Genomic DNA, 24,146 nt, shown 5'->3' with positions numbered 1-24,146 from the left:
ATCAATTTGACTCTGAATCTGAATCTGTTCTCTACTGCCGTGAACGATTGCGGCCCGGGTTGTCCCGCATGTTCGCGCGCCGCGCTTCGGACATCATCGCCGACAATCGCGACGCGCCCATGGCACGCCGCGTCGCGCGATTGTCGTCATGCGACGCGTGGCGCGCTTCAGGCGGATGGCGGTGCAAACCAGCCTTCGACGCGGCCGTACAGATCGATAAAGCGTGCGTATCGCGACGCGAGCGCCGTATCGTTTTGCGGTCCAGCGACGCGCGTCGCTGCGGGCGCGAGCGCAGCCAGGTCGCTTGCATGCCAATGGCCGCACGCGATTGCGCCGAGCATCGCCGCGCCGCGCGCCGCCGCGTTGGGGCAATCGACGGCATGCAGTTCCACTTCGAGCGCGTCGGCGAGCAACTGGCGCCAGCGCACATCGACGGAACCGCCACCCGCGAGACGCAGCGCCGTCACTTGCGCGCCGCTTTGCCTGATCGCGTCGAGCCCCGCGCGCAACGAAAACGCGACGCCTTCGAACGCAGCCCGCATCATCGCGCCACGCGATGTGCCCAACGTGAGCCCGAGCCAGCCGCCACGCGCCGAGGGATTGAGCCAAGGCGTGCGCTCGCCCGTCAGATAAGGCAAGAACGTCAGGCCCGACGCCGGACCGGATTCGAACGCATCGCGATAGGCATCGGACCATTCGTAAGACAGCCAACCCCGTACCGCTTCGAGCGCGACGCCGACGTTCTGCATCGCAGCCATCCGATACCAGTGATCGGAGGCGTCCCGATAGCGATGCAGGCCCTGCGCCTCGTTCGGCTCTCGCGTCGCGAGCACGACGATCTGTCCACCCGTGCCTGTGGTGAGCAGCGCGTCGCCGTCGTTCGCGAGGCCACTGCCGAGCGCGGCGCAAGGCGTGTCGCCTGCACCTGTGGCAAGCATGATGCCAGCGCGCAAGCCGAGCGCGCGCGCCGCGTCGTCGGACAGCGAGCCACTCGCCGCATACGACGCAGTGAGCGGCGCGAACCAGTCGAGCGGCAACCCGAGACGTTCCAGCAAGGCGCGGTCCCATATGCCGGCTGGATTGGCGAGCGCTGTCGCGCAGGCATCGGAAGGATCGGTCGCGATCGCGCCGCCGAGCTTGAAGCGCAGCCAGTCTTTCGGCTGCAAGGCCCAGCGAGCCGCTTGCATGGACTGCGGCTCGTGCAGCGCGATCCATCGCAGCAGCGGGCCTGCCATGCCCGGCGCGATGGGGTTCGGCTGCGGCGCGGGCCATGCGTCGAGCAATGGCAGCGCGCGCGTATCGGGCCAGAGCATCGCGGGCCGCACGGCGTTGCCTTGCGCGTCGCTCAGCACGACGCCGTGCATCTGGCCGGAAAAGCCGATCGCCCGAACGGCGCTGCGCTGAGCCTGCGGCAAGCGCGAAGCCGCTTCGCCGAGCGCGCGCCACCAGACCTCCGGATCGATTTCCGCCCAGCCCGGCTGCGGCGTATCGATCGAATACGCGACGCTCGCCGCGCATTGCTCGCGGCCCTCGTCGTCGATGATCGCGAGTTTCAGTGAACCTGTACCTAGATCGATGCCAAGAAAGGACATGAATGCGATGGGTTAGATGCGGTTTGAAAGGGGATGTTGAAGATGATCGTGCGCTTCCGGGGCACGCCGCACTCCGTCGAGATGGGACATCTTGCGTCGAAACGGGACAGCTTGCGAACGGCCATTTCCATGCGCGACGGCCGCCCGCGCGGGTTAACCCGCTCCCGGCAGAACGCGGCCCGAAAACGCATTATGTGCGAACCGCAATACACATCATATGGCCGCCGATACGTCACCATTGAGCGCCCCTTTGACGAAAATCCCGCGAGCCGCCACGCCACAAGGGTTGCGGCCAGATTCTTCCGATTCCGCATGGGACGTGGGTTCCAAATCGGTTTCACGCATATCGTCGCGGCAAAGGTTGAAATAGAACAACGTGGTCTTGTCGCGTTTTTTCGTCCCGCATACCTTGGAGTCATCCCAAAACCAGATGTGGAGAGAGACAAGATGCACTCGAACACGGTTCATCCGTGCGACGAGCGACTGCCCTTCGGTCAGTTGCTGACGCTCGGCATCCAGCACGTGCTTGTGATGTACGCAGGCGCCGTTGCCGTGCCGCTGATCATCGGCAGTGCGCTCAAGCTGCCGAAAGAGCAAATCGCCTTTCTCATCAGCGCCGACCTCTTTTCCTGCGGCATCGCCACGCTGATCCAGACGCTCGGCCTGTGGATCTTCGGCATCCGCCTGCCCGTCATCATGGGCTGCACGTTCGCCGCAGTCGGCCCGATGGTCGCGATCGGCACGAACCCGAACCTGGGCATTCTCGACATCTTCGGCTCGACGATCGCGGCAGGCGTGATCGGCATCGTCGTCGCGCCGATGATCGGCAAGCTGTTGCGCTTTTTCCCTCCCGTCGTGGTTGGCGTGGTGATCTCCGTGATCGGTCTTTCGCTGATGGAAGTGGGCATCAACTGGGCCGCGGGCGGAGTGGGCAATCCGGATTACGGCAACCCGGTCTACCTCGGACTGTCGCTCATCGTGCTCACGCTGATCCTTCTGATCAACAAGTTCGGCAAGGGCTTCATCGCGAATATTTCGGTGTTGCTCGGCATCGTGGTGGGCTTCGTCATTGCCGCGCTGCTGGGTCGCGTGAACATGGATGGCGTGACGAACGCGCCGTGGGTCGGCTTCGTGATGCCGTTCCATTTCGGCCTGCCGCACTTCGATCCGCTCTCGATCGCGACGATGGTCACGGTGATGTTCGTCACGTTCATCGAATCGACGGGGATGTTCCTCGCCGTCGGCGACATGGTGGACCGACCCGTCGACCAGAAGACGCTCGTGCGGGGTCTGCGTGTGGACGGTCTCGGCACGCTGATCGGCGGCATCTTCAACTCCTTCCCCCATACATCCTTCTCGCAGAATGTCGGCCTGATCGGCGTGACGGGCATCAAGAGCCGCTTCGTCTGCGCGATGGGAGGCGTGATCCTCGTGCTGCTCGGCCTGTTCCCGAAGATGGCGCAGGTGGTCGCATCGGTGCCGGCCTTCGTGCTGGGTGGCGCGGGCATCGTGATGTTCGGCATGGTGGCCGCCAACGGCATCAAGGTGCTGTCGAAAGTCGACTTCGTGAAGAACCATCACAACCTCTTTATCGTCGCCGTGAGCATCGGTCTTGGTCTCGTGCCCGTGGTCTCGCCGAACTTCTTCTCGCAGCTCCCGCCCGCACTCTCGCCGCTGCTGCACAGCGGGATTCTGCTGGCATCCGTTTCGGCTGTCGTACTGAACCTGATCTTCAACGGCGTGAAGGGCGAACGCGCAGCGAAGCGCGATATTCACCGCGCCGGGCATGAGTTCGACGGACGCGGCAGCAACGACGACACCATCGCCGGCGACGAAATGCTACGCGCCGCCGACGTGCACTAAGCCTCGCGCCAAAACGCTGCACCAGGCGCCAGGCAGCAACCACCGCCCCACGCGTGCGCATGACTACGATCGTGCGCACGCAAACGGCAGAACAGACGCCTTCGTCCCGCCTCAAGCGACCAGGTTGTTGAAGTGTCGCGACACCTTCGGCTCAAGATCGCGAGCCTCCTTCATCAGATTGATCTGCTTCGCCGATCTCGCCACTTCGAATACGTCGGGCGCGATGTCATAGCCGCCGCGATCGTGCATCCATTCGAGCACGTCCGACAGATGCCACAGCGACGTGCTGCCCTCATGAACGGGCGCGGGAAATTCCGTGGCATGCGACTGCATCAGCTTGCGCATGTTCTGGCGGGACACGCCCGCCACTTCCGCAACGTCCGTCAGCCCGACGAAATCCGGCGCGGCCTCGACCAGTTGTGCCGTCGGCACCGCGCGGCGCACGTCCTTCAGCGCGCTGACGAGCGCATGCGTCGCGCTTTTTGCCTCGCGTGCGAACGCGACCGCAAGGCGCCCCGGCTGACCGACACCCACGGTTGCATCGTCGCAGCCTTGCGCCGCGAGACGCTCGACGATGTCGTCATGATCGCAGTCGTCAGCGCTCAGACGGTACTTCAGTGTGAAGGTGTATTCCATGTTTGCTCCTTGTCCTTCCCTGGTTACTACTCCTGTTGCTCTTGTTGCTGCCCGTGCTGCTGTTGCGCCTGCGCGCGCCTTTTCGCTTCGGCAATCACGCGCAGAGAAACGACCTTGTGCCGATGCGGCGCGCAATTCTCCACGATGCGGCGCAACGTTCTGGCGTGACTGACTGCATTGCGCGGCGTGCACCAGATGCTGATGATGCAAAACTCGCCACATCTGCAATCGCTGTCGTTGTAAGTACAATACATTCGCCCCCACGCATGCCCGCAACCCGTGCCAGGCACGACACGCCAGCCGTTTTCTTCCGCATGTCCGAGTGCCGACTCGACTTCCTTCTTCGAATGAGTTCGACGATTCATGAACAACTCCAGTTTATTGTGTCCGCCGTATGGTTGTCAATTGACAACTTCAAAATGGACCGTCAGTTTCGGTCCATCAGATACCGATACTAGCGGCTCACGATGCGCATGAACGATCTGGAGACCTGAATTGGCCATCCGGACGAGGTTTGTAGGACGACAATAAAAAAACGCCACGGCATGCCGTGGCGTTTTGCGTGAAGCAGGGAAAGGCTGCTGTCGATGCAGCCAGAGACTCAGCCCGATGTCGCAGCCGATGCCGCGACGGGCGCACTGGCCGCGCCGTAGTCGACGGGTGCGTCGGCGGGACGCGGCTGCTCGCCAGCGTGCTCGATCCATCCTCCGCCGAGCGCCTTGTACAGATCGACGAGGTTCGTCAGACGCTGCATGCGCGCCGTGATCAGCAACTGCTGCGCGTCGTACAGGGCGGTCTGCGCGGTCAGCACGGCGAGATAGCTGTCGACGCCGTTCCGGTAACGCAGGTCCGACAGATCGAGTCGACGCTGTTCCGCGAACGTGTCGCGTTCGAGCGCCTTGATCTGCTGATCGTACGTGCCGCGCGCAGCGAGCCCGTCGGCCACTTCGCGGAACGCCGTCTGGATCGTCTTCTCGTACTGCGCGATCTGGATGTTCTTCTCGACGTTCGCGAGATCGAGGTTTGCGCGGTTCTTGCCGCCTTCGAAGATCGGCAGCGTGATCTGCGGCGCGAAGCTCCACGCCGCCGAACCCGGCTTGAACAGCCCGCCGAGCGTGGGGCTCAGCGTGCCGAAGTTGCCGGTCAGCGAAACTCTCGGGAAGAACGCTGCGCGCGCCGCGCCGATGTTCGCGTTGGCCGCCAGCAGGTTCTGCTCGGCCTCCATGATGTCGGGACGACGCGTGAGCAGATCCGACGGCAGACCGGCGGGAATGTCGGTCAGCAGGTCCTGGTCGTTGAGCGCAAGTCCGCTCGGCATATCAGTCGGTAACGGTTCGCCGATGAGCAGCACGAGTGCATTCTCAGCCTGTGCCCGCAGACGCGCCTGCGCCTGCAGATTCGCAGTCGCCTGCTCGACCACGGTCTCAGCCTGACGCAGATCGAGTTCAGAACCCGTACCGGTGTCGTACTGCAGCTTCGTGATGCGGTAGGACTCTTGCGCGGTCTTGAGCGTGTCCTGCGTGACCTTCAACGAATCGTCAAAGGCGAGCACTGTCACATACTGATCCGCGACGGAAGCGACCAGTGCGATCTCCGCGGCCTTGCGCGCCTGCGCCGTCGCCAGATATTGCGCGAGCGCCTGGTCCTTCAGGCTGCGGATGCGACCGAAGAAATCGATTTCCCACGATGCGTTCAGTCCGACCGAGTACTCGTTGGAAATCGTCCGGCCGAAGAACGACAGGTCTTTCGGCGTGCGCTGCTTCGTCTGCGACGCGACGGCGTCGAGCGTCGGCATCAGCGCCGCGCGCGCGATCTGATACTGCGCGCGCGAAGCCTCGATGTTCAGCACCGACACGCGCAGATCGCGGTTGTTCTTCAGCGCGATATCGATCAGCCGTTGCAGCCGCTGATCGACGAAGAAATCGCGCCAGCCGATTTCGACGGCCGCCTGGCCGTTCGCCGAGCGCGCGCCCGCGCCGGGCGCAGGCTGCGTCGCATAGACGCCGTCGCTTGGGAACGCACCGGAGACGGGCGCCGCCGGCCGCTCGTACTTCGGCTCCATCGTGCAGCCCGCGGCGAAGAGCGCGACGGCCACTGCCATCAAAGAATATTTATGCATCTCACTGTCCTCAGCTGGCGTTGCCCGGGCCGCTGCCACCCTGCGGGTCATGCGGATGGTGCTCGTTGTAGTGTTTCAGCGCCTCGTCGGGGTCTTCCTTCTCGCCGGTGAACTTCGCGCGAATCACGACGAAGAACATCGGGATCATGAAAATCGCGAGGAAGGTCGCCGTCAGCATGCCGCCGATCACGCCTGTACCGATTGCATGCTGGCTCGCCGAGCCCGCGCCGTTACTGATCGCGAGCGGCAGCACGCCGAGTATGAACGCGAGCGACGTCATCAGGATCGGACGCAGCCGCAGACGCGCCGCTTCGAGCGCCGCTTCGATCGGGCCCATGCCTTCGCCCTGCTGCAGCTCGCGTGCGAACTCCACGATCAGAATCGCGTTCTTCGCGGACAGGCCCACTGTCGTCAGCAGACCGACCTGGAAGAACACGTCGTTCTCCAGTCCGCGCAGCGTCGCGGCCAGCAGCGCGCCCAGCACGCCGAGCGGCACGACCATGATCACCGAGAACGGAATCGACCAGCTTTCATACAGCGCCGCGAGACACAGGAACACGACGAGGATCGAGATGCCGTACAGGATCGGCGCCTGTGAGCCGGACTGGCGTTCCTGGAACGACAGACCCGTCCATTCGTAGCCGATACCCGTCGGCAGCTTCGCCGCCAGCGCTTCCATCGCCGTCATCGCCTGTCCCGTCGATTTGCCCGGCGCCGCCTGACCCTGGATTTCCATCGCAGAAATGCCGTTGTAGCGCTCGAGCTTCGGCGAGCCGTAGCTCCACTGGCCGCTTGCAAACGCGGTGAACGGCACCATCCCGCCCGCCGTGTTGCGCACGTACCAGTCGCTCAGGTTCTCGGGCGTCATGCGGAACGGCGCGTCGGCTTGCAGATACACCTTCTTGATCCGGCTGTCCGTATCGAGGAAGTTGTTGACGAACTGCGATGCCCACGCGATCGAGAACGTCTGGTCGATCGTCGCGAGGTTCACGCCCAGCGCCGCCGCCTTCTCCTGGTCGATCGATACCTTGAACTGCGGCGTATCGTTCAGGCCGTTCGGACGCACCTGTGCGAGCGTCGGGTCCTTCGACGCCATGCCGAGCAGCTGGTTGCGCGCCTCCATCAGCTTTTGGTGACCGAGACCCGCGCGGTCCTGCAACTCGAAGTCGAAGCCCGACGCCGTGCCGAGTTCGGGAATCGACGGCGGATTCACCGGGTACACGGTCGCGTTCTTGTACGTCGAGAAGTGCATGAACATCCGGCCGACCAGCGCCTGGACCTTCTGATCCGCATGCTGACGCTCCGAATAATCCTTCATCCGCACGAACACGAGACCGGAGTTCTGGCCACGGCCCGCGAAGCTGAAGCCGTTCACCGTGAACGTCGATTCGACGATCGACTTCTCGTCGTTCAGCAGATAGTCGGAGATGTCCTTCAGCGCGCGCGCCGTGGTTTCCTGCGTCGAGCCCGACGGCGTCTGCACCAGCACGAACATCGTGCCCTGGTCTTCGTCCGGCAGGAACGACTTCGGCAGACGCACGAACAGCAGACCCACGGCGACGATCACCACCAGATAGATGATGAGCCAGCGGCCCGAGCGCTTGATCACGTGGTGCACGCCCGTGTGGTACTTGTCGCGGCTCTTGTCGAAGGTGCGGTTGAACCAGCCGAAGAAGCCCTTCTTCTCTTCGTGATGGCCCTGCGGAATCGGCTTGAGAATCGTCGCGCACAGCGCCGGCGTCAGAATGAGCGCGACCAGCACGGACAACACCATCGCCGCCACGATCGTCAGCGAGAACTGCCGATAGATCGCACCCACCGAGCCGCCCGAGAACGCCACGGGCACGAACACGGCGGAGAGCACGAGCGCCACGCCGACCAGCGCGCCCGTGATCTGGCCCATCGCCTTGCGGGTTGCATCGCGCGGTGACAGACCTTCTTCGGACATCACCCGCTCGACGTTTTCCACGACCACGATCGCATCGTCCACCAGCAGGCCGATTGCGAGCACGAGACCGAACATCGACAGCACATTGATCGAGAAGCCCACCGCGCTCATGATCGCGAACGTACCGAGCAGCACCACGGGCACCGCGATCGTCGGGATCAGCGTTGCGCGCAGGTTCTGCAGAAACAGGTACATCACGAGGAACACCAGCACGATGCCTTCGAGCAGCGTCTTGACCACTTCCTCGATCGACAGGCGCACGAACGGCGTCGTGTCGTACGGGTACTTCACGACGAGACCGTGCGGGAAGTACTTCGACAGCTGGTCGATCTTGTCGCGCACGGCCTTCGCCGTCGCCAGCGCGTTCGCGCCCGTCGCCAGCTGGATACCGAAGCCCGCCGTCGGCTGACCGTTGTACTTGGTGTCGAAGTTGTAGTTCTCGCCACCCAGTTCGATGCGCGCAACGTCCTTGATGCGGACCTGCGAGCCGTCCTGGTTCACCTTCAGCAGCACGTTGCCGAACTGCTCGGGCGTGTTCAGCAACGTCGCTTCCGTGATGGTCGCCTGCAACAGCTGGCCCGGAATCGACGGCGTGCCGCCGAGCGAGCCACCCGCCACCTGGACGTTCTGCGCCTGCAACGCGGTTTCGACATCCACAGGCGTGAGCCCAAAGTTGGTCAGCTTGTGCGCGTCGAGCCAGATCCGCATCGCGTACTGCGAGCCGAACAGCGTGACGGTACCCACGCCGTCGATACGGCTCACCGGGTCCTGCACGTTCGACGCGACATAGTTCGCGAGGTCGTACTTGCTCATGCTGCCGTCCGTCGACACGAACGCCAGCACCAGCAGGAAGCTGCTGCTCGACTTCGTCACCTTCGTGCCGAGCTGCTGCACCACTTGCGGCAGGAGCGGCGTCGCGAGCTGCAGCTTGTTCTGCACCTGCACCTGCGCGATGTCCGGGTTCGTGCCGGGCGCGAACGTCAGCGTGATGGTCGCCGTGCCCGAATCGTCCGAAGTCGACGACAGATACAGCAAGTGGTCGAGGCCGCTCATCTGCTGCTCGATCACCTGCGTGACGGTGTTTTCAACCGTTTTTGCCGATGCGCCCGGATAGGTCGCGCTGACCTGCACGGCAGGCGGCGCAATCGTCGGGTATTGCGCGACCGGCAGCGTGAAGATCGACGCCAGACCCGCCAGCATCAGAATGATGGCGATCACCCATGCAAAGATCGGGCGATCGATAAAAAACTTTGCCATGAAGCAGGCTCCCTTTGATTACGCGCCCGATGCGGCGGAGGCCGCGGCCGCGCCGCTGGCTGGCTGCGCGCCGCCCGCAGCCGGCGAGCTCTGCGCGCCCGCGGCTGCCGCGTCCGACGCAGCGGATGCCGGCGGCAGTTGCGCCGGCACGCCCTTCGCCTGTGCGCCCGGACGGACCTTGTCGGTGCCTTGCACGATCACGCGGTCACCCGCATTCAGGCCGCCATCGACCACCCAGTACTGGCCATAAGTCGCCGACGTCTGCAGCACTCGCGACTCGACCTTGTCGTCCTTATCGAGCACGAGCGCCGTCGGCTGGCCCTTCTGGTCGTGCGTGACGCCCACTTGCGGGACGAGCAGCGCGTTGTCGTTCATGCCCTCTTCGATTCGCGCGCGCACGAACATGCCCGGCAGCAGCACGTGATCCTTGTTCGGGAAGATCGCGCGGATCGTCACCGAGCCCGTGGACTGATCGACGGTCACGTCGGTGAACTGCAGCTTGCCCTTCTCCGAATACACACGGCCGTCTTCGAGAATCAGTTCGACCTTGGCGGCGTTCGGACCGCTCGTCTTCAGACGGCCCTGCTGGATTTCGCGGCGCAGTTTCAGTCCTGCGAGGCTCGACTGCGTCACGTCGACGTAGACGGGGTCCAGTTGCTGAACCGTCGACATCAGCGTCGCCTGGCTTGCCTGCACGTACGCGCCCGGCGTCACCTGCGAGATGCCGACCTGGCCCGCCACGGGCGAAACGACATCCGTATAGCCAAGGTTGATCTGCGCGGTGTCGACGGCGGCCTTGCCTGCCGCGACATCGGCGGCGGCCTGGCCTTCGGCGGCGACGGCGTTGTCGTAGTCCTGCTTCGACACGGCGTTCGCCGCGACGAGCACCTTGTAGCGGTTCGCCTGCGCGGTCGTCGACGCGAGATTCGCTTGCGCCTTCGCGAGCGACGCCTTCGCGTTGTTCAGCGACGCGATGAACGGCGCCGGATCGATCTTGTACAGACGCTGGCCGGCCTTGACCTGCGTGCCTTCCGTGAATTCGCGGCGCAGCACGATGCCGTCGACCCGCGCGCGCACCTGCGCGACGAGGAATGCGCTAGTGCGGCCCGGCAGCTCGGTGACGACGGGCACGGACTGCGGCTGAACCGTGACGACGCCGACTTCAGGAGTTTGTGGCGGAGGTGCTGATTGTTTTTGTCCGCATGCTGCCAGCACTACGGCAGCCGTCGCGGCAGTGAGTAAGCGGAATGGAACCCGTTCGACGCGCATGGAGCGACCTCTGTCAAAGACTGAGAAGGAAAAAGTGCGTGCATCTCTCTGCGGAGAAGGCTGCGCACATCGGCGTCTCGACGACGCCATGACCGGACGCTCACGAATGCGTTTCCTGCGGATGCACCCATTGCGAAATGCGCGAAACCGGGAAATGCAGCACCGCGCCGCCCAATAATTGAGACAGCGCAAGGCACCTGTAAAAGGCAACAGTGACGGATATTAACCGTTCACTCCGACATGAGCTATCCGATCGATGGGGTGCTATTATATATACATTCATGAATGCACGTAAAAGAGCGTTCAGCCCGAAAGAAAGCGTTCTCCCGAAAGATCGACCGGGCAATAACCTGCATGAGAAATGATCTTTATCACGCACGTTTAAAAACGCCAGGGAAACCCCGTAATCACCCGCAGGTCACACGAATGGTCCGTAGAACCAAGGAAGAAGCGCAGGAGACGCGCACCCGCATCCTCGACGCCGCAGAAAAGGTCTTTTTTGAGAAAGGCGTGTCGCGCACTTCACTGGCCGACATCGCGCAGACGGCGGGCGTCACGCGTGGGGCGATCTACTGGCATTTCGCCAACAAGGGCGAACTCTTCACGGTAATGTTCGACCGCGTGCTGCTGCCGCTCGACGAACTCAAGGCGGCATCGGTGGACCCGAACGAAGCCGATCCGCTCGGCCGCCTGATCGATATCTGCACCGTGTGTCTGCGCGACACGGCCAACGACCCACACCGCCGCCGCGTGTTCGAAATCCTGTTTCACAAGTGCGAGTTCGTCGAGGAAATGGGCCCCGTGATGGCGCGCTATCAGAACAACATGCGCGAAGGTCTCGCCAGCATGCAGGTGGCCATGCGCAACGCGATCTCCAAAGGGCAACTGCCGGCGGACCTGAACGTGCCCGTCGCCGCGTCGATGGTGCATGCGTTCATAAGCGGCTCGCTGCGCGACATGCTGTTCGTGCCCGAAGCGCTGGACTTCGGCCATTACGCGCGGCAGATGGTCGAAAGCATGATCGATGGGCTGCGCAGTCCGGCGCTGCGGCTGGGCGCCTGAGGACGGGCGCCGCAAACAGGCCATTCGCGGCGGCGGCGGATAAAACCGCTCCTGATCGGCTGCGAAAATGCCGGAGCGCGCCGCCGGCTCATGTTCACTTCGATTTCGTTCAGACGGCCGCCCTCGCGCGCGCCTTCTGATTCGACGCATAGATCGAACCGCGCTCGAGCTGGCCGCCCGACTCCACCGCCACGATCCACTGCTGCGTGCTCGCCACCGCCGCGAAGCGCGACTGCAACACGACGCTGAACACGCGATGAATCTCCTCGGCGCTCGCAAAGCCCGCGCTGTTCTCGTACGGCACCGAGCCCGTCGCGTCGTGCAGGAACTCGACGGCCAACCCCATGTGCAACGCGTGATTGATCGTCGATGCGTCGCAGTTGTGCGTCATGTAGCCGACCACCGTCAGCGTGTCGATGTCGCGCGCGGCGAGCCAGTCGGCGAGGTCCGTGTTCGTGAACGCGCTCGGCAGCGCTTTCTCGATGAAGTGATCGCGCTCCCGCGACGCCACCACGGGATGCAGTTCCGCGCCGTCGCTTCCGCGCGCGAAGATCGGCGCGCCGGGCGGCGTCAGGTTCTGCACGACGACAACGGGAATGCGCGCGGCGCGCGCCGCGTCGATTGCCCGGCCGATGTTCGCTAGCGACGTCTGCACGTCGGGGTATTCGATCGGCAGGTCGCCTGTGACGTATTCGTTCTGGACGTCGATGACGATCAGGGCGCGACGGGGCGTCGACATGGCAGGTCTCCTTGAGCTGGCGTTAGGCGGCTGGCGATTGCAGCCGCGATGCCCGCATTCTTCGCTTTCCGGGCGCCGAGCGACAGTGACCCGAATGACAATTTTCGCTAGGATTGGGCCAATCCGAATTTCCGCTCCGGAGGCCGCGAATGGCCCGCCACGCTTCCCATTCCGCTCTTGCTCACGCTGTGGTCTCAACGCCCCGCCGCGTCAGGACCGTCACCCGCGACGCCACGGAGAAAAGGCCGCGCAAGCATGTGATCGCCGCGCTCGCGTTCGACGGCATCAGCCCGTTTCATCTGTCCGTGCCTTGCGTCGTGTTCGGCGAGGACCGCAGTGACGGCGGCGTGCCCATTTTCGATTTTCGCGTCTGTTCGATCGAGCCGGGCCCGCTGTCGACGACAGCCGGCTTCTCGATCGCCGCGACGCATGGCCTCGAAGCGCTCGCCGATGCGGACACGATCATCGTGCCGACCTGGCGCGACACGCACGAAGATCCGCCCGAAGCGCTGCTCGACGCATTGCGCGCCGCCCACTCGCGCGGTGCGCAGCTGGTCGGCTTGTGCCTCGGCGCGTTCGTGCTCGCCGCCGCGGGCCTGCTCGACGGGCGTCCCGCGACGACGCACTGGGCATGGGCCAGCGACTTCGCGCGCCGCTTCCCGAAGGTGAAGGTCGATCCGCAAGTCCTGTATGTCGACGACGGCGACATCCTAACGTCGGCAGGCACGGCGGCGGGACTCGACTGCTGTCTGCACGTCGTGCGCAAGCTGTGCGGCGCGCAAAGCGCGAACTATGTCGCGCGGCGGCTCGTCGTGCCGCCGCATCGTCAGGGAGGACAGGCGCAATACGTGCAGCAGCCGATACCGCACGACGTGCGCGGTGATCGTCTCGCCGCGCTGCTCGACTGGGTGAACGGTACGCTCGACGCGCCGCATACGCTGGATTCGCTCGCCGGCCGTGCGGCGATGAGCCGCCGCACGTTCACACGTCACTTCAAGGCCGCGACGGGTACGACGGTCGGCGCGTGGCTGCTCGCGCAACGGCTTACCCGCGCGCAGCAATTGCTCGAGAGCACCGACGAGTCGATCGAATCGATTGCGGGGATGGCGGGCTTCGGCTCGACGGCTTCGCTTCGCCAGCATTTCACAGACGCGTTCAGGACATCGCCGTCCGCATGGCGGCGGGAGTTTCGCGGCGTGTGACGTGCGGCAGACCCGGCCCGCGATTCGTCGGGCCGACAGCCACGAAGGCCGTCAGCCCTGGGTGAAGTACCGCGCGATGTAGAGCAGCAGCGCGACGAAGAAAATCATCGCGGCCCATGCCCAGTGGGGCAGCACGTGCGGATCGTGCTCGTGATGCAGGCCGTGCAGGAGCGAATGCGCGGCGCGGCCCGTCAGCGTGCCGCCGTGGTGCTGGTCGTGCAGCCGCGCGCGGCGCGCGACGCCGCTCAGGCTGATCGGCCGCAGAAATACATGCTGGCGGCGCCCCTGCGTGGCCGTCGCGCGATTCGGTCCTTTGCCGTGCTTCGCCTGAACGACTGCGCAGAACTCGGTGAAGAAATCGTCGGCGAGCTCGTGCAGCGCGTTTTCGATCTGGCGCGCAGGCAGTTCCGAGAGCGGCCCGGTCGCGGTCGCCCACACCGAATAATCGATGCGCGTGCTCGGGCCGCGACCCGGCAAATGAAGCGCATCGTCGGTGCGCAGCGATACGTCGATCTGGCCGCGCAACGAGCCGACGCCCTCCGCGCGCGCCTTGAAATTCAGCGTGCGGTGCGGCTTGTCGCTGTCCGGGCCGTCCTCGCTCGCGACATGCGCGCGAATCTGGTAGTGCGCGCGCAATGGCCCGAGCGGCACGGTCATCGTCAGCAGATATTCGCCGCCCTGGAGCCGGCGCAGCGACTCGCAGTTGTCGAGACTCGCGCGCAACAACGCGAGATCCTGCAGCGCGTCCCAGACTTCGGACGGCGCGAGCGGCACTCTCAACGCGTCGTTCAATTCCATGGCAGCCTCCCCGAAATACGCACGACTGCGGGATCAGGATGTCTGATCGATGCGGTCGACGCGCGATGCGTAAAACGCCAGATAACCCGTGATCTGCTTGACCTCTTCTAACGGGTTTTCATAACACCAGACTGCGTTTTCGATGACCTCGTCTTCGGTGCGAAGATGAAAGTACGACGCTTCACCCTTGAACGGGCAGCGCGATTTATGAGTCGATCGTTCGAGCCGCGCCATGTTCACGTCTGCGCGGGGAAAATAAAAGACGTCGGGATAGCCGGTTTCGCTCAGCGTGAGCGCGCCGAACGTATCCGCGAATGTCACGCCCTGATGGATCACGCGCACCCGGTGACGATTGGTCGTAATACGGATCGTATGGTGCGCCTGCCCTTGCCCGCCGTGCGCTGGCGCACCACCGGACGCATCGCCGGAGCGGCCGCCTCGTACGGCATCGGCGCCGTCCGCGCCGTCGGCGCTTCCGCTAGCTGGGGCATCGTTCATGTCGTCCGCTCCGCTGATGGGCACGTGCTTATCCTGTCCGACTGGCCGTATGGCTGAACCGTCAGCCCGGCACTCGCGGCACGCGCCGCCTCGTTGTGATTCTGCGGGGCGCGTCTCCCTCGGCCACGCAGCGTGGGCTTCGCTTCGATATGGCGAACTTCGATACGACGAAGCCACGAGCGTGTTCGTGGCTTCATTATTGACCAAACGCAGCCGGATTGCGCAACCTTCGTTGGCGGGATGGGGTCTCTACCGATTGCAGACGCGATTGCCGGCGCGCACGTGTTGCGCCGTGCCCACGCCGCGCTCGGACGGGGCGTTTGGCGCGGTCTCAGGTAAGCCCTTCGGCATGCGTCGGGCCGCGCGTTGCACAGCCTGCACAGTCTCCCGCCCCCGCCTGCCGTCGCTCCCGACGCGCTTTGCGGGCGACTCCGGCCAGCTTACTGCGTGGCGAAGTAGAAGCCCGCCTTGGCCGTGCCGCTCGCCGGCACCGTGACGGCCTTCGACTGGTCGCGATCCTTGTAGGAAGCGTGCACGGTATAGCGGCCAGGACGCAGCCTGACCAGCATGTACGGTCCGCGCGAAGTCACGTCGAGTACGTCGGCGCTGTGCGCATCGACGATCTTCACCTTGACGTCCGCGAGGTAGTCGGAACCGGGGCCCGTGAAGCGCAGCGACAACGGCCACTGGCTTTGCGCCGCAAGCAGCGCCTTCGATTCGTCGAGACCGACGCCGCCCGACGTGTACGCCACATCGCCCTGCTGCTGAACCTGCGGCAGGCCGCCGCCGTTGATGTTGCCCGCGCTCGTGTTATCGGTGGTGCTGCCGCCCGAGGTTTCGCTCGCCTGCTGCGCGAAGGCGCCGCCTGCGAGGCCGAGCGTGAGAACTGTCGCGGTCGCGGCCGTCACGGCGCGTGCGACGATACGACGATGGATCATTGCGTGGCTCCTTTTTTGGCGATCCCAAACAGTCCTGACGAGCGTACGCACGCAAGCTGTATGCCCGTTCGTTCGCCATTGCCGACATTCCCTCGCAGCGCCGTAAATCGGTGCCCGTACGGCAGGCACGCACCGCGCGCGCATGAAAAAAAGCTGCCGCCTTTTTCCAGGAGCGGCAGCTTTTACCGGTCACAGCCGATCATCAGTCCAGCATCAGCCGATTGTCATCCGAACGTCAGCCGAGATCGACGGGCACGAAGATCTGCGCGTTGTCGCGCTGGATCAGCAGCGCGAGGCTGTTGCCCGCCGCCGAAACCGCCTGCTTCAGCTGATCGACGTTCGACACGGGGCGTCCGTTGACGGCCAGAATCACGTCGCCCGGCTGGATGCCCGCGCTGGCCGCCGCGCCGCCCGCATCCTGCACCAGCAGACCATGCGAGACGGATGCGCCGCTCTTCTCCTGCGGCGTCAGCGGACGCACGGCGACGCCGAGGCGCCCTTGCATCTGCGCGGGGCCTCTTTCGTCGTTCGACGCGACCTTCGCATCCGACAGCGAGCCGATCGTCACCTTCACGTCCTTCGTCGACTTGTCGCGCCATACCTTGACATCGGCTTGCGTGCCCGGCTTGAGGCCCGCGATCTGCGACGGCAGATCCGACGAATCCGTCACGTCCGTGCCGTTCACCGACAGGATCACGTCGCCCGGCTGCAAGCCCCCTTTCGCGGCAGGACCGCCCGGATCGACCGAGCTGACGAGCGCGCCTTGCGGCTTCTTCATGCCGAACGAATCGGCGAGCGTCTGGTTCATGCCCTGCACGGCGACGCCGAGACGTCCGCGGCTCACATGACCCGTCTTCACGAGATCGTCCTTGACCTTGATCGCCTCGTTGATCGGGATAGCGAACGAAAGGCCCTGGAAGCCGCCCGTCTGCGAATAGATCATCGAGTTGATGCCGATCACTTCGCCTTGCAGATTGAAGAGCGGTCCGCCCGAGTTACCCGGATTCACGGGCACGTCGGTCTGGATGAACGGCGTGTAGTTCTCGTTCGGCAGCGAGCGCGACTTCGCGCTGATGATGCCCGACGTCACCGTGTTCTCGAAGCCATACGGCGAGCCGATCGCGACGACCCACTGGCCGACCTTGCTTGCGCGCGGATCGCCGATCTTCACGGTCGGCAGATCCTTCGCGTCGATCTTCAGAACTGCAACATCCGACTGCTTGTCCGCGCCGATCACTTTCGCCTTGAACTCGCGTTTGTCGGTGAGCTTCACGGTGACGACGTTCGCGCCGTCGACGACGTGCGCGTTCGTCAGGATGTACCCGTCGCCGCTGACGATAAAGCCGGAACCGAGGCTCGCGCTCGGTTGATCGCCGTCGTCGCCGCCGTTCGGGCCTTGCATGCCCGGCATCTGGCCGAAGAAGTGGCGGTAGAACTGATAGAACGGGTCGCTCGGATCGATGGGCAACTGGCCGTTGCCATTGCCGTTGCCGCGCATCGATGCCTGCTTCACGACGTGCTTCGCGCTGATGTTGACGACAGCGGGACCATACGTTTCGACGAGGCCCGAAAAATCGGGAATGCCCGTTTTCGCCGCGGCCTCGGCGGGCATCATCGCGGCGGCCTGCGCGGGCGAGATCACCTGCGGAGCGGGTACGTTGCGGTGGCCGGCGACGTAGCCTGCCGACAAGGCAATAACGACGGCCGCTGCAACGGCGCTACGGGTCAGCATTCTTGGTTTCATCGCGTACTCCTGACTGGGAGAGATTGGACTCTGATGTCTCGAAGAGTACGTGGCGTCGCTTAAATCAATCTTAAACAACGCTAACGGGATGAAAGCCCTGCGCGTGCGGCAAATTCAAAAGCGCACGTTGACTTGCAGACCGCCGGCGGGCGCATCGTCGAGCGAGACGGTCGCGTGGTGCTGAAACGCAATACGCCGTACGATCGCGAGCCCGAGACCGCTGCCCGACACATCGGTGCGCGCGCGATTCGCGCCCGCGCCGACGCGATAGAAACGGTCGAATACGCGCTCCCGCTCGCCGCGTGGAATGCCCGGGCCGCTATCGGCGATCTGTACGACGGGCCTGCCGTTTTCGACGCGCAAACACACATCGACGCGTCCGCCACACGGCGTGTATTTGGTTGCGTTGTCGATCAGGTTGTTGAGCATCACGCGCAGCGCTTCGGCATCGCCGGGGACGGTCGCCGGCTCGCTCGCCTCGATGCCGAGATCGACGCTGCGCTCGTGCGCGAGCGGCAGATAGGCGGTCACGCATTCGTGAACCAGCTCGTCGAGATCGACGGCGGCCGTTGCCGCGTGTCCGTCCGGTTCAGAGCGCGCGAGCGCCAGTAGCTGCTCGGCAAGACGCGTCGCGCGAGTGACGCCCGCTTGCAGATCGTCGAGCGCTTCGCGGCGCTCCGTTTCGTCGTGCGCGCGCGCCACCAGTTGCGCCTGAATCTGCACGGCGGCGAGCGGCGTGCGCAATTCATGTGCGGCATCGGCGACGAAGGCCTTTTGCGTATCGAGCGCGCCCGCCAGCCGTTCGAGCAGGCCGTTCAACGCGCGCACGAGCGGCTGCACTTCGAGCGGCAGACGCGAGTCGGGCAGCGGGTCGAGCGCCTCGGGGTGGCGCGTGTCAAGCGCGCCCGTGACGCGCCGCAAAGGCGCAAGCCCGCGTCCGACGACGCCCCACACGGCCACGCCCAACAGCGGCAGCAGAACGATCAGCGGCCACAGCGTGCGCAATGCGACGTTCGCCGCGAGCCGGTTGCGCACCGACACCGGCTGCGCAAGCTGCACGACGTTATCGCCGACGATTGCGCCATACACGCGCCAGTCGCCGCGCTCGGTGCGCTCCGTCGAAAAGCCGAGTTCGGCGCGCGGCGCGAGCGGCGCGCGCGGATGCGAGTAGTACATCAGCACGCCGTTGCGATTCCAGATCTGCAGCACGATGCCTTCGTCGCCCGTATCGCGCGAGCTGAGCACTTGCGAGAACGGTTCGGCGGGCAGCGCGGCGGCGATTTCCTGCAGCTGGTAATCGAACAGTTCGTTGGCTTCGGCGAGCGCCTGACGGTAGATCAGCCAGCCCGCAATGCCGACGCCGAGCAACACGATAGCAAGCAGCCAGAACAGCAGTTGACGGCGAATCGAACGCATCGTGTCAGGCTTCCTTCGCGATCATGTAGCCGAGACCGCGCACGTTGCGTATCAGTTCCGCGCCGAGCTTCTTGCGCAGCGCGTGGATATAGACCTCGACGGTATTGCTGCCGATCTCTTCGCCCCAGCCGTACATCTTCTCTTCGAGCTGGCTCTTCGACAGCACGGCGCCCGGCCGCGCGAGCAACGCGGCCAGCAGCGCGAACTCGCGCGCGGACAGCGCGACGGGCGCGCCGTCGAGCGTTACCTGATGCGACGCGGGGTCGAGCGTCAGATTGCCGTGGCGTATCGTCGATTCGCTGCGTCCCGACTGGCGGCGGATCAGCGCGCGCATCCGCGCGCCGAGTTCGTCGAGATCGAACGGCTTGACGAGGTAATCGTCGGCGCCGGCGTCGAGCCCCTTGACGCGATCCGCGACGGCATCGCGTGCGGTGACGATCAGCACGGGCAACTGATGGCCGCGCGAGCGCAGCGTGCGCAACACGTCGAGGCCGTCGCGCTTGGGCAAGCCGAGATCGAGCAGCATGAGATCGTAAGGCTCGCCCGCCGCCGCGCTCAACGCGGACTCGCCGTCCTGCACCCAGTCGACCGCGAAGCCTTCGCCGCGCAGCGCCTTGCGGACGCCTTCGGCGATCATCCGGTCGTCTTCAACGAGAAGTATGCGCATCGCTTTGTATCCGTTCCGGCTGTTCCGGCTGTTGTGTTCCGGCCGTTGTGTTCAGGGATGGTCTTCCGATGCCAGCATTCTAGCGCCCGAGCGCTGCATAGATGCCCGGTGCATGCGCGCTGCATGTCCTCGCGATGCGCCGCAGGACGCGGCGTGGCGCGCGCCATACACCGAGCTCACGCCGAACTGCGCGCCGCACGACACGCGCCTCATCTTTTTGTTCGCGGCGTCACGGCAACTCTCTACAATGAGCGCTTTTGCATCGGCCGTGCCGTCTCTTTCGCCTTGCCGGTGCTTGCATTTGCCTTTCCGGGCCGTTCGTTCCACGCTGCTTGTCATGGTGCTTGCCGCGCTGCGTTTGCGTCGTCCGCCCGTGCGCCGCGACACCGGCTTGCGCTGATCATTCGCCGAATTTCTTCTACATGCCGCACGCCTTCGTTTCACCTGTTTCGTCGTATGCCCGTTCGCTCGGGCGCCGCTTCAGATCGTTGACGGTCTCGCGCGCCGCCGTCGTGCTGTTCGCCTGTGCCGCACTCGCCGTCGCCGCGCCCGCGCAGGCGCGCAAGAAAGCGCAGCATCCCGCCGTCAACGTCACCACGGTATTGCCCACGCCCGTCATGGCAGGCTTGCAGCGCGCGCATGTGCCGCTGTCGTCGATCAGCGTCGTCGTCGAAAAGGTCGGCGACCGCACGCCTGTCCTCGCGCTGAACGCCGGCCAGCCGATGATGCCCGCGTCGACGATGAAGCTCGTCACGACCTACGCAGGCCTCTCGATGCTCGGCCCCGACTACCGCTGGAAGACCACTGCGTATGCGCACGGCGACGTCGACGGCAACGGCGTGCTGCACGGCAATCTGTACATCCAGGGAACGGGCGATCCGAAGCTCGTGCCCGAAGAGCTGATCGATCTGGTCCAGAAGATCCACAAGGCGGGCATCATGGGCATCGACGGCGCGCTCGTGCTCGACAAGCGCTTCTTCGATCCGTCGACGCGCGACCTGCCCGCGTTCGACGACGACGTGAACGCGCCGTACAACGTCGGCCCCGATCCGCTGCTGTATGCGTTCAAGTCGTTGTCGTTCACGATGTCGCCGAACGACGACGGCAAGGTGCAGATCGACGTGCTGCCCGCGCTCGCGCAATTGCAGATCGACAACGAATTGCGCGCGACGCGCGGCCCGTGCCGCGGCGAGCTCGTGACACCCGCCGTCACGCCCGCTTCCAATGGTGTCGTCAATGCGTCGTTCATCGGCGACTATCCGCTGCGCTGTGGCGAGCGCACCGTCAACGTGGCCGTGCTCGATCACACGACGTTCTTCGCGGGCGGCTTCCTCGCGCTGTGGCAGCAGACGGGCGGCACGTTCACAGGCACGACGCGCGAAGGCGCCGTGCCCATCGATGCGAAGCTCGTCGCGACGCACCAGGGCCCGGTGCTGTCGGACATCGTTCACGACATCAACAAGTTCAGCAACAACACGATGGCGCGCAATCTGTTCCTGACGATCGGCGCCGTCACGAGCAAGCCGCCCGCGACGCCCGCGAAGTCGGCTGCGGCCATCGAATCGTTCCTGCGTCGCAGCGCGATGCCGATGGAATACCTGTCGCTCGACAACGGCTCGGGCCTTTCGCGCAACGAGCACATCACGGCGCTCGCGCTCGCCGATCTGCTGCAAAGCGCGAACGCGAGTCCCGTCGCGCAGGTGTTCGTCGATTCGCTGCCCGTGGTCGGCGTGGACGGCACGATGCGCAACCGCCTGACGTCGAAGCCCGTCAACGGCAATGCGCACATCAAGACGGGCACGCTGCGCGACGTGCGCGCGATCGCGGGCTACGTTGCTTCCGCAGATGGACAGAGCTACGTGGTGGTCAGCCTGATCAACGATCCGCATGCGGAAGCGGCGCGCGCCGCGCATGACGAACTGCTCGAATGGGTGTACCAGGGACCTTCGACAATGCTCGCGGAAACAGCCGCGCCGGTCGCTGCGGAACGCAGCGCGGCGCCCCACCGCAAGACCAGGACAAACCCTCAGCGGCGCGGCGCTCACTGAGGATTCCTTCTAGCGAAGCGCTGCGCGGCGCGTCGCGAGGCGTTGTACGCTGTCGGGCAGTATGAAAATGGCGTCGGCGAACGAGCACAAGCAGGCACAAGCTGGCAACCATCGCGCGCAAGCCGCACACGATGCGCGCCGCTCGTCGAACGACGCGCATTCAAACAATAACGACAATGCCGGCCTCCTGAAGGAGGCCGCAGGGACCCTCGGAGGGAGACGTCAATGCAATTCGATGCCGAATTGCTCCTGCTCGCCATGGCGCCGGTCTTTCTCGCGTGCATCGGCTGGGAAGCGTGGCACGTGCGGCGCACGCATCCCGAAACGCGCATCTACAGCTGGCGCGACACGTCGTGCAACACCGCGCTCGCGCTGATGCATCAAGGCGCCGACAAGCTCGCCTGGTTGTTCGTCATTCCCGTCTATGCGTGGTGCTACGAGCATTACCGTCTCTTCGACTGGCACACGGGCTGGTTGTCGTTCGCCGTACTGTTCGTCGCGCAGGACCTGCTCTACTACGTGTTTCATCGCTGCAGCCATCGCGTGCGCTGGCTGTGGGCCGCGCATGTAGTGCATCACTCGTCGGAACGGATGAACTTCTCGACGGCGTTCCGGCAGAGCCTCATGTATCCCGTCGCGGGCATGTGGGCCTTCTGGGTTCCGCTGGCGTTCGATGGCGCGAGATGTCTTGCGTGTGCACGGCTGGCGCAACCGGCTGAACGCGCTGCTCGCGCCGCCTGCGTGGGCCGTGCAGCATCACGCGAGTCTTCGCGGCGCAATGAATGCTTTTGAATCGGCAGGACACACGCGGCAGAACAACGATGCGGCCGTCTAGTCGCCAGGAATCGAATAGCAGAGGAAAGTTTTTGCAAAGCCGTCGCCGCGTCCACACGACGCTGGCCACTGCCTGCATCAGGTGGCTCAAGAGACGGATCGCTCGAGGCCAAATACATACGAGGAGATAAGGACCTTATGAAGCAAGCATCGAACAACGCCGGCATCGTGCGCCTCGCACGGATCGCGGTCGCGTGCGCAGCATTCGCGACGCTCGTCGCGTGCGGCGGCGGCAGTGACAACAACAATAACAACGCGAGCAGCGCGCCCGCGGGTGGGGTCAAGCTGCAGGTGGTGTCGTTCGGGGACAGTCTGTCGGACGCCGGTACGTATTCGCCCGTGATCGCTGCGAACTTCGGCGGCGGGCGCTTCACGACGAACCCCGGTGAAGTGTGGACGCAGAAGGTCGCCGAGTATTACGGCGATACGTTGACGCCCGCCTACGTCGGCGGCTTCGGCCAGCCGCTGAAGGCCAATGGCGGCTTCGGTTACGCGCAAGGCGGCTCCGATGTGGCGAACCCGGTCGGCATCGGCTTCGCGCCTAACAACATGGCGGCCACGACCGTGCCCGTCAAGTCACAGGTCACGCAGTACCTGACGGATCACGGCAGCTTCAACTCGAATCAACTCGTGCTGATCAACGGCGGCGCAAACGACATCTTGCAACTGCTGCAGAACACACAGTTCATGACCAACCTCCAGACCCAGCTCGCGACGGCCACCACCGTGCAGCAACAGCAGCTGATCATCGGGACGGCGGTCGGAACGCAGCTTCAGACGACGATTCAGAGCTTCGTGGGCCTCGTCGGCACCACGCTGTCGAACGGTGCGACGCACGTCGTCGTGGTCGATGTGCCGGACATCGGCCTGACGCCGCTTGCGACGGGCGAGGCGGCAGCGAACAACGCTCCGCAACTGCCGGCGCTGATCACGGGCATCGTATCCGCATACAACGCGCTGGTTGCGAACGGCCTGAAGACGGCCGGAATCGATACGAAGGTGATTCAGGTCAGCTCGTTCATCTGGCTGCATCAGTTGCTCGGCAGCTATCAGTCGCAAGGATTCACCAACGCGACAGGCACGGGTTGCAACATCACGCAGATGGAACAGAACGCAACCGCTTATGCGACGGCGAACCCGTCGGTGCTGGTCGGCGGCATGACGGCGCAGCAGTACGGCCAGCAATTCGGCTCGTCGCTGTTCTGCTCGCCGCAGACACTGACGGTCGCGGGCGCGGACCAGTCGTATGTCTTCGCCGATCAGCTCCATCCGACAACCCACGCGTACGCTGCATTCGCCACGTACGTCGAACAACAGATCGCGGCGACGGGTCTGGGCAAGTAAGCGGGCATCCGGCGCCTGGCGGGAGCACGCTTCCCGCTGACGGCTTCCCGGACTTCCATTCAATACGAAAAAGCCCGGCTCTCTGTGAGTCGGGCTTTGTCTTTTTGGTCGTTAATTTTGCTTGCGCGTTAATTTTACTTGCGCGTTGGCTTTGGGCATCGCGCGCGAAGCG

19 protein-coding genes and 1 pseudogene are annotated in these 24,146 nt (G+C 64.5%); 6 read left to right on the top strand and 14 right to left on the bottom strand.

Annotation, left to right across the window (positions count from 1 at the left end; all coding sequences use genetic code 11):
• Window positions 1-167: 167 nt before the first annotated feature.
• Both AB4Y32_RS02740 and AB4Y32_RS02735 read right to left on the bottom strand, forming a co-directional pair.
• Window positions 168-1,592, bottom strand: coding sequence for a xylulokinase (locus tag AB4Y32_RS02740; protein WP_368719854.1), 1,425 nt, complete (start codon window positions 1,590-1,592; stop codon window positions 168-170).
• Window positions 1,593-1,805: 213 nt separating this feature from the next.
• Window positions 1,806-1,967 (bottom strand): hypothetical protein, encoded by a 162-nt coding sequence (locus AB4Y32_RS02735; RefSeq protein ID WP_368719853.1) that lies wholly within the window; start codon window positions 1,965-1,967, stop codon window positions 1,806-1,808.
• A 72-nt stretch (window positions 1,968-2,039) separates the two neighbouring features.
• Between AB4Y32_RS02735 and AB4Y32_RS02730 the strand changes: the two genes are divergently transcribed.
• Window positions 2,040-3,455, top strand: coding sequence for a nucleobase:cation symporter-2 family protein (locus tag AB4Y32_RS02730; RefSeq protein WP_368719852.1), 1,416 nt, complete (start codon window positions 2,040-2,042; stop codon window positions 3,453-3,455).
• Between the two features lie 111 nt (window positions 3,456-3,566).
• Here the strand turns inward: AB4Y32_RS02730 and AB4Y32_RS02725 are convergent, their stop codons facing one another.
• From AB4Y32_RS02725 to AB4Y32_RS02705, 5 genes are all read right to left on the bottom strand, one after another.
• Entirely contained in the window at window positions 3,567-4,091 is a 525-nt protein-coding gene (locus tag AB4Y32_RS02725) for a helix-turn-helix transcriptional regulator (protein ID WP_368719851.1), read from the bottom strand.
• A 26-nt stretch (window positions 4,092-4,117) separates the two neighbouring features.
• Window positions 4,118-4,456: a hypothetical protein gene (locus AB4Y32_RS02720; protein WP_368719850.1), complete on the bottom strand. Its 339-nt coding sequence runs from the start codon at window positions 4,454-4,456 to the stop codon at window positions 4,118-4,120.
• Between the two features lie 236 nt (window positions 4,457-4,692).
• On the bottom strand, window positions 4,693-6,210 hold the full coding sequence (locus AB4Y32_RS02715) for an efflux transporter outer membrane subunit (RefSeq protein WP_368719849.1): 1,518 nt from the start codon (window positions 6,208-6,210) through the stop codon (window positions 4,693-4,695).
• 10 nt (window positions 6,211-6,220) lie between these two features.
• Window positions 6,221-9,415 carry an efflux RND transporter permease subunit gene (locus AB4Y32_RS02710; RefSeq protein WP_368719848.1) on the bottom strand — a complete coding sequence of 1,065 codons (3,195 nt, stop codon included), beginning with the start codon at window positions 9,413-9,415 and terminating at the stop codon, window positions 6,221-6,223.
• A gap of 18 nt (window positions 9,416-9,433) precedes the next feature.
• Window positions 9,434-10,684, bottom strand: a complete 1,251-nt coding sequence (locus AB4Y32_RS02705; RefSeq protein ID WP_368719847.1) for an efflux RND transporter periplasmic adaptor subunit — start codon at window positions 10,682-10,684, stop codon at window positions 9,434-9,436.
• Between the two features lie 426 nt (window positions 10,685-11,110).
• Here AB4Y32_RS02705 and AB4Y32_RS02700 point away from each other — a divergent pair, with 426 nt between their 5' ends.
• Complete coding sequence (locus AB4Y32_RS02700; RefSeq protein ID WP_368719846.1) at window positions 11,111-11,746, top strand: TetR family transcriptional regulator; 636 nt, start codon at window positions 11,111-11,113, stop codon at window positions 11,744-11,746.
• Between the two features lie 109 nt (window positions 11,747-11,855).
• On the opposite strand, the gene AB4Y32_RS02695 is transcribed toward AB4Y32_RS02700, so the two are convergent.
• Window positions 11,856-12,485 carry a cysteine hydrolase family protein gene (locus AB4Y32_RS02695; RefSeq protein WP_368719845.1) on the bottom strand — a complete coding sequence of 210 codons (630 nt, stop codon included), beginning with the start codon at window positions 12,483-12,485 and terminating at the stop codon, window positions 11,856-11,858.
• Between the two features lie 149 nt (window positions 12,486-12,634).
• Here AB4Y32_RS02695 and AB4Y32_RS02690 point away from each other — a divergent pair, with 149 nt between their 5' ends.
• On the top strand, window positions 12,635-13,687 hold the full coding sequence (locus tag AB4Y32_RS02690; protein WP_368719844.1) for a helix-turn-helix domain-containing protein: 1,053 nt from the start codon (window positions 12,635-12,637) through the stop codon (window positions 13,685-13,687).
• A 51-nt stretch (window positions 13,688-13,738) separates the two neighbouring features.
• Here AB4Y32_RS02690 and AB4Y32_RS02685 read toward each other — a convergent pair whose 3' ends face one another.
• The 6 genes from AB4Y32_RS02685 to AB4Y32_RS02660 all read right to left on the bottom strand — a co-directional run bounded on the left by AB4Y32_RS02685 (window position 13,739) and on the right by AB4Y32_RS02660 (window position 19,748).
• Window positions 13,739-14,485 carry a CoxG family protein gene (locus AB4Y32_RS02685; RefSeq protein ID WP_368719843.1) on the bottom strand — a complete coding sequence of 249 codons (747 nt, stop codon included), beginning with the start codon at window positions 14,483-14,485 and terminating at the stop codon, window positions 13,739-13,741.
• Window positions 14,486-14,518: 33 nt separating this feature from the next.
• A complete protein-coding gene (locus AB4Y32_RS02680) occupies window positions 14,519-14,983 on the bottom strand; it encodes a DUF427 domain-containing protein (protein WP_368719842.1) in 465 nt (154 codons plus the stop codon).
• A gap of 440 nt (window positions 14,984-15,423) precedes the next feature.
• Window positions 15,424-15,921 carry a carboxypeptidase regulatory-like domain-containing protein gene (locus AB4Y32_RS02675; RefSeq protein ID WP_368719841.1) on the bottom strand — a complete coding sequence of 166 codons (498 nt, stop codon included), beginning with the start codon at window positions 15,919-15,921 and terminating at the stop codon, window positions 15,424-15,426.
• 235 nt (window positions 15,922-16,156) lie between these two features.
• Entirely contained in the window at window positions 16,157-17,665 is a 1,509-nt protein-coding gene (locus AB4Y32_RS02670; RefSeq protein ID WP_368719840.1) for a DegQ family serine endoprotease, read from the bottom strand.
• Window positions 17,666-17,779: 114 nt separating this feature from the next.
• The gene (locus tag AB4Y32_RS02665) at window positions 17,780-19,081 is read right to left on the bottom strand and encodes an ATP-binding protein (protein WP_368719839.1); all 1,302 of its coding nucleotides are present in this window, start codon (window positions 19,079-19,081) and stop codon (window positions 17,780-17,782) included.
• A gap of 4 nt (window positions 19,082-19,085) precedes the next feature.
• Window positions 19,086-19,748, bottom strand: a complete 663-nt coding sequence (locus AB4Y32_RS02660; RefSeq protein WP_368719838.1) for a response regulator — start codon at window positions 19,746-19,748, stop codon at window positions 19,086-19,088.
• A 422-nt stretch (window positions 19,749-20,170) separates the two neighbouring features.
• Here AB4Y32_RS02660 and dacB point away from each other — a divergent pair, with 422 nt between their 5' ends.
• The 3 genes and pseudogenes from dacB to AB4Y32_RS02645 all read left to right on the top strand — a co-directional run bounded on the left by dacB (window position 20,171) and on the right by AB4Y32_RS02645 (window position 23,974).
• Complete coding sequence (dacB, locus tag AB4Y32_RS02655) at window positions 20,171-21,796, top strand: D-alanyl-D-alanine carboxypeptidase/D-alanyl-D-alanine endopeptidase (protein ID WP_368719837.1); 1,626 nt, start codon at window positions 20,171-20,173, stop codon at window positions 21,794-21,796.
• Window positions 21,797-22,021: 225 nt separating this feature from the next.
• Window positions 22,022-22,474 (top strand): annotated as a pseudogene (locus tag AB4Y32_RS02650) (sterol desaturase family protein); the annotation flags it as partial.
• 294 nt (window positions 22,475-22,768) lie between these two features.
• Window positions 22,769-23,974, top strand: a complete 1,206-nt coding sequence (locus tag AB4Y32_RS02645) for an SGNH/GDSL hydrolase family protein (protein ID WP_368719836.1) — start codon at window positions 22,769-22,771, stop codon at window positions 23,972-23,974.
• Window positions 23,975-24,146 lie beyond the last annotated feature (172 nt).

It is taken from the genome of Paraburkholderia phymatum (genome assembly GCF_040965635.1).
Taxonomy (GTDB): Bacteria; Pseudomonadota; Gammaproteobacteria; order Burkholderiales; family Burkholderiaceae; genus Paraburkholderia; species Paraburkholderia phymatum_B.
Note: the sequence above shows the minus strand (reverse complement) of the source record. Positions and strands in the feature narration are given on the sequence as shown.

Bases quoted from the DNA above. Each gene is read 5' to 3' on its own strand.
- dacB (WP_368719837.1), top strand. From the start codon at position 20,171: ATGCCGCACGCCTTCGTTTCACCTGTTTCGTCGTATGCCCGTTCGCTC.
- AB4Y32_RS02660 (WP_368719838.1), bottom strand. From the start codon at position 19,748: ATGCGCATACTTCTCGTTGAAGACGACCGGATGATCGCCGAAGGCGTC.
- AB4Y32_RS02720 (WP_368719850.1), bottom strand. From the start codon at position 4,456: ATGAATCGTCGAACTCATTCGAAGAAGGAAGTCGAGTCGGCACTCGGA.
- AB4Y32_RS02700 (WP_368719846.1), top strand. From the start codon at position 11,111: ATGGTCCGTAGAACCAAGGAAGAAGCGCAGGAGACGCGCACCCGCATC.
- AB4Y32_RS02665 (WP_368719839.1), bottom strand. From the start codon at position 19,081: ATGCGTTCGATTCGCCGTCAACTGCTGTTCTGGCTGCTTGCTATCGTG.
- AB4Y32_RS02695 (WP_368719845.1), bottom strand. From the start codon at position 12,485: ATGTCGACGCCCCGTCGCGCCCTGATCGTCATCGACGTCCAGAACGAA.
- AB4Y32_RS02715 (WP_368719849.1), bottom strand. From the start codon at position 6,210: ATGCATAAATATTCTTTGATGGCAGTGGCCGTCGCGCTCTTCGCCGCG.
- AB4Y32_RS02725 (WP_368719851.1), bottom strand. From the start codon at position 4,091: ATGGAATACACCTTCACACTGAAGTACCGTCTGAGCGCTGACGACTGC.
- AB4Y32_RS02645 (WP_368719836.1), top strand. From the start codon at position 22,769: ATGAAGCAAGCATCGAACAACGCCGGCATCGTGCGCCTCGCACGGATC.
- AB4Y32_RS02685 (WP_368719843.1), bottom strand. From the start codon at position 14,485: ATGGAATTGAACGACGCGTTGAGAGTGCCGCTCGCGCCGTCCGAAGTC.
- AB4Y32_RS02730 (WP_368719852.1), top strand. From the start codon at position 2,040: ATGCACTCGAACACGGTTCATCCGTGCGACGAGCGACTGCCCTTCGGT.
- AB4Y32_RS02740 (WP_368719854.1), bottom strand. From the start codon at position 1,592: ATGTCCTTTCTTGGCATCGATCTAGGTACAGGTTCACTGAAACTCGCG.
- AB4Y32_RS02710 (WP_368719848.1), bottom strand. From the start codon at position 9,415: ATGGCAAAGTTTTTTATCGATCGCCCGATCTTTGCATGGGTGATCGCC.
- AB4Y32_RS02670 (WP_368719840.1), bottom strand. From the start codon at position 17,665: ATGAAACCAAGAATGCTGACCCGTAGCGCCGTTGCAGCGGCCGTCGTT.
- AB4Y32_RS02675 (WP_368719841.1), bottom strand. From the start codon at position 15,921: ATGATCCATCGTCGTATCGTCGCACGCGCCGTGACGGCCGCGACCGCG.
- AB4Y32_RS02690 (WP_368719844.1), top strand. From the start codon at position 12,635: ATGGCCCGCCACGCTTCCCATTCCGCTCTTGCTCACGCTGTGGTCTCA.
- AB4Y32_RS02680 (WP_368719842.1), bottom strand. From the start codon at position 14,983: ATGAACGATGCCCCAGCTAGCGGAAGCGCCGACGGCGCGGACGGCGCC.
- AB4Y32_RS02705 (WP_368719847.1), bottom strand. From the start codon at position 10,684: ATGCGCGTCGAACGGGTTCCATTCCGCTTACTCACTGCCGCGACGGCT.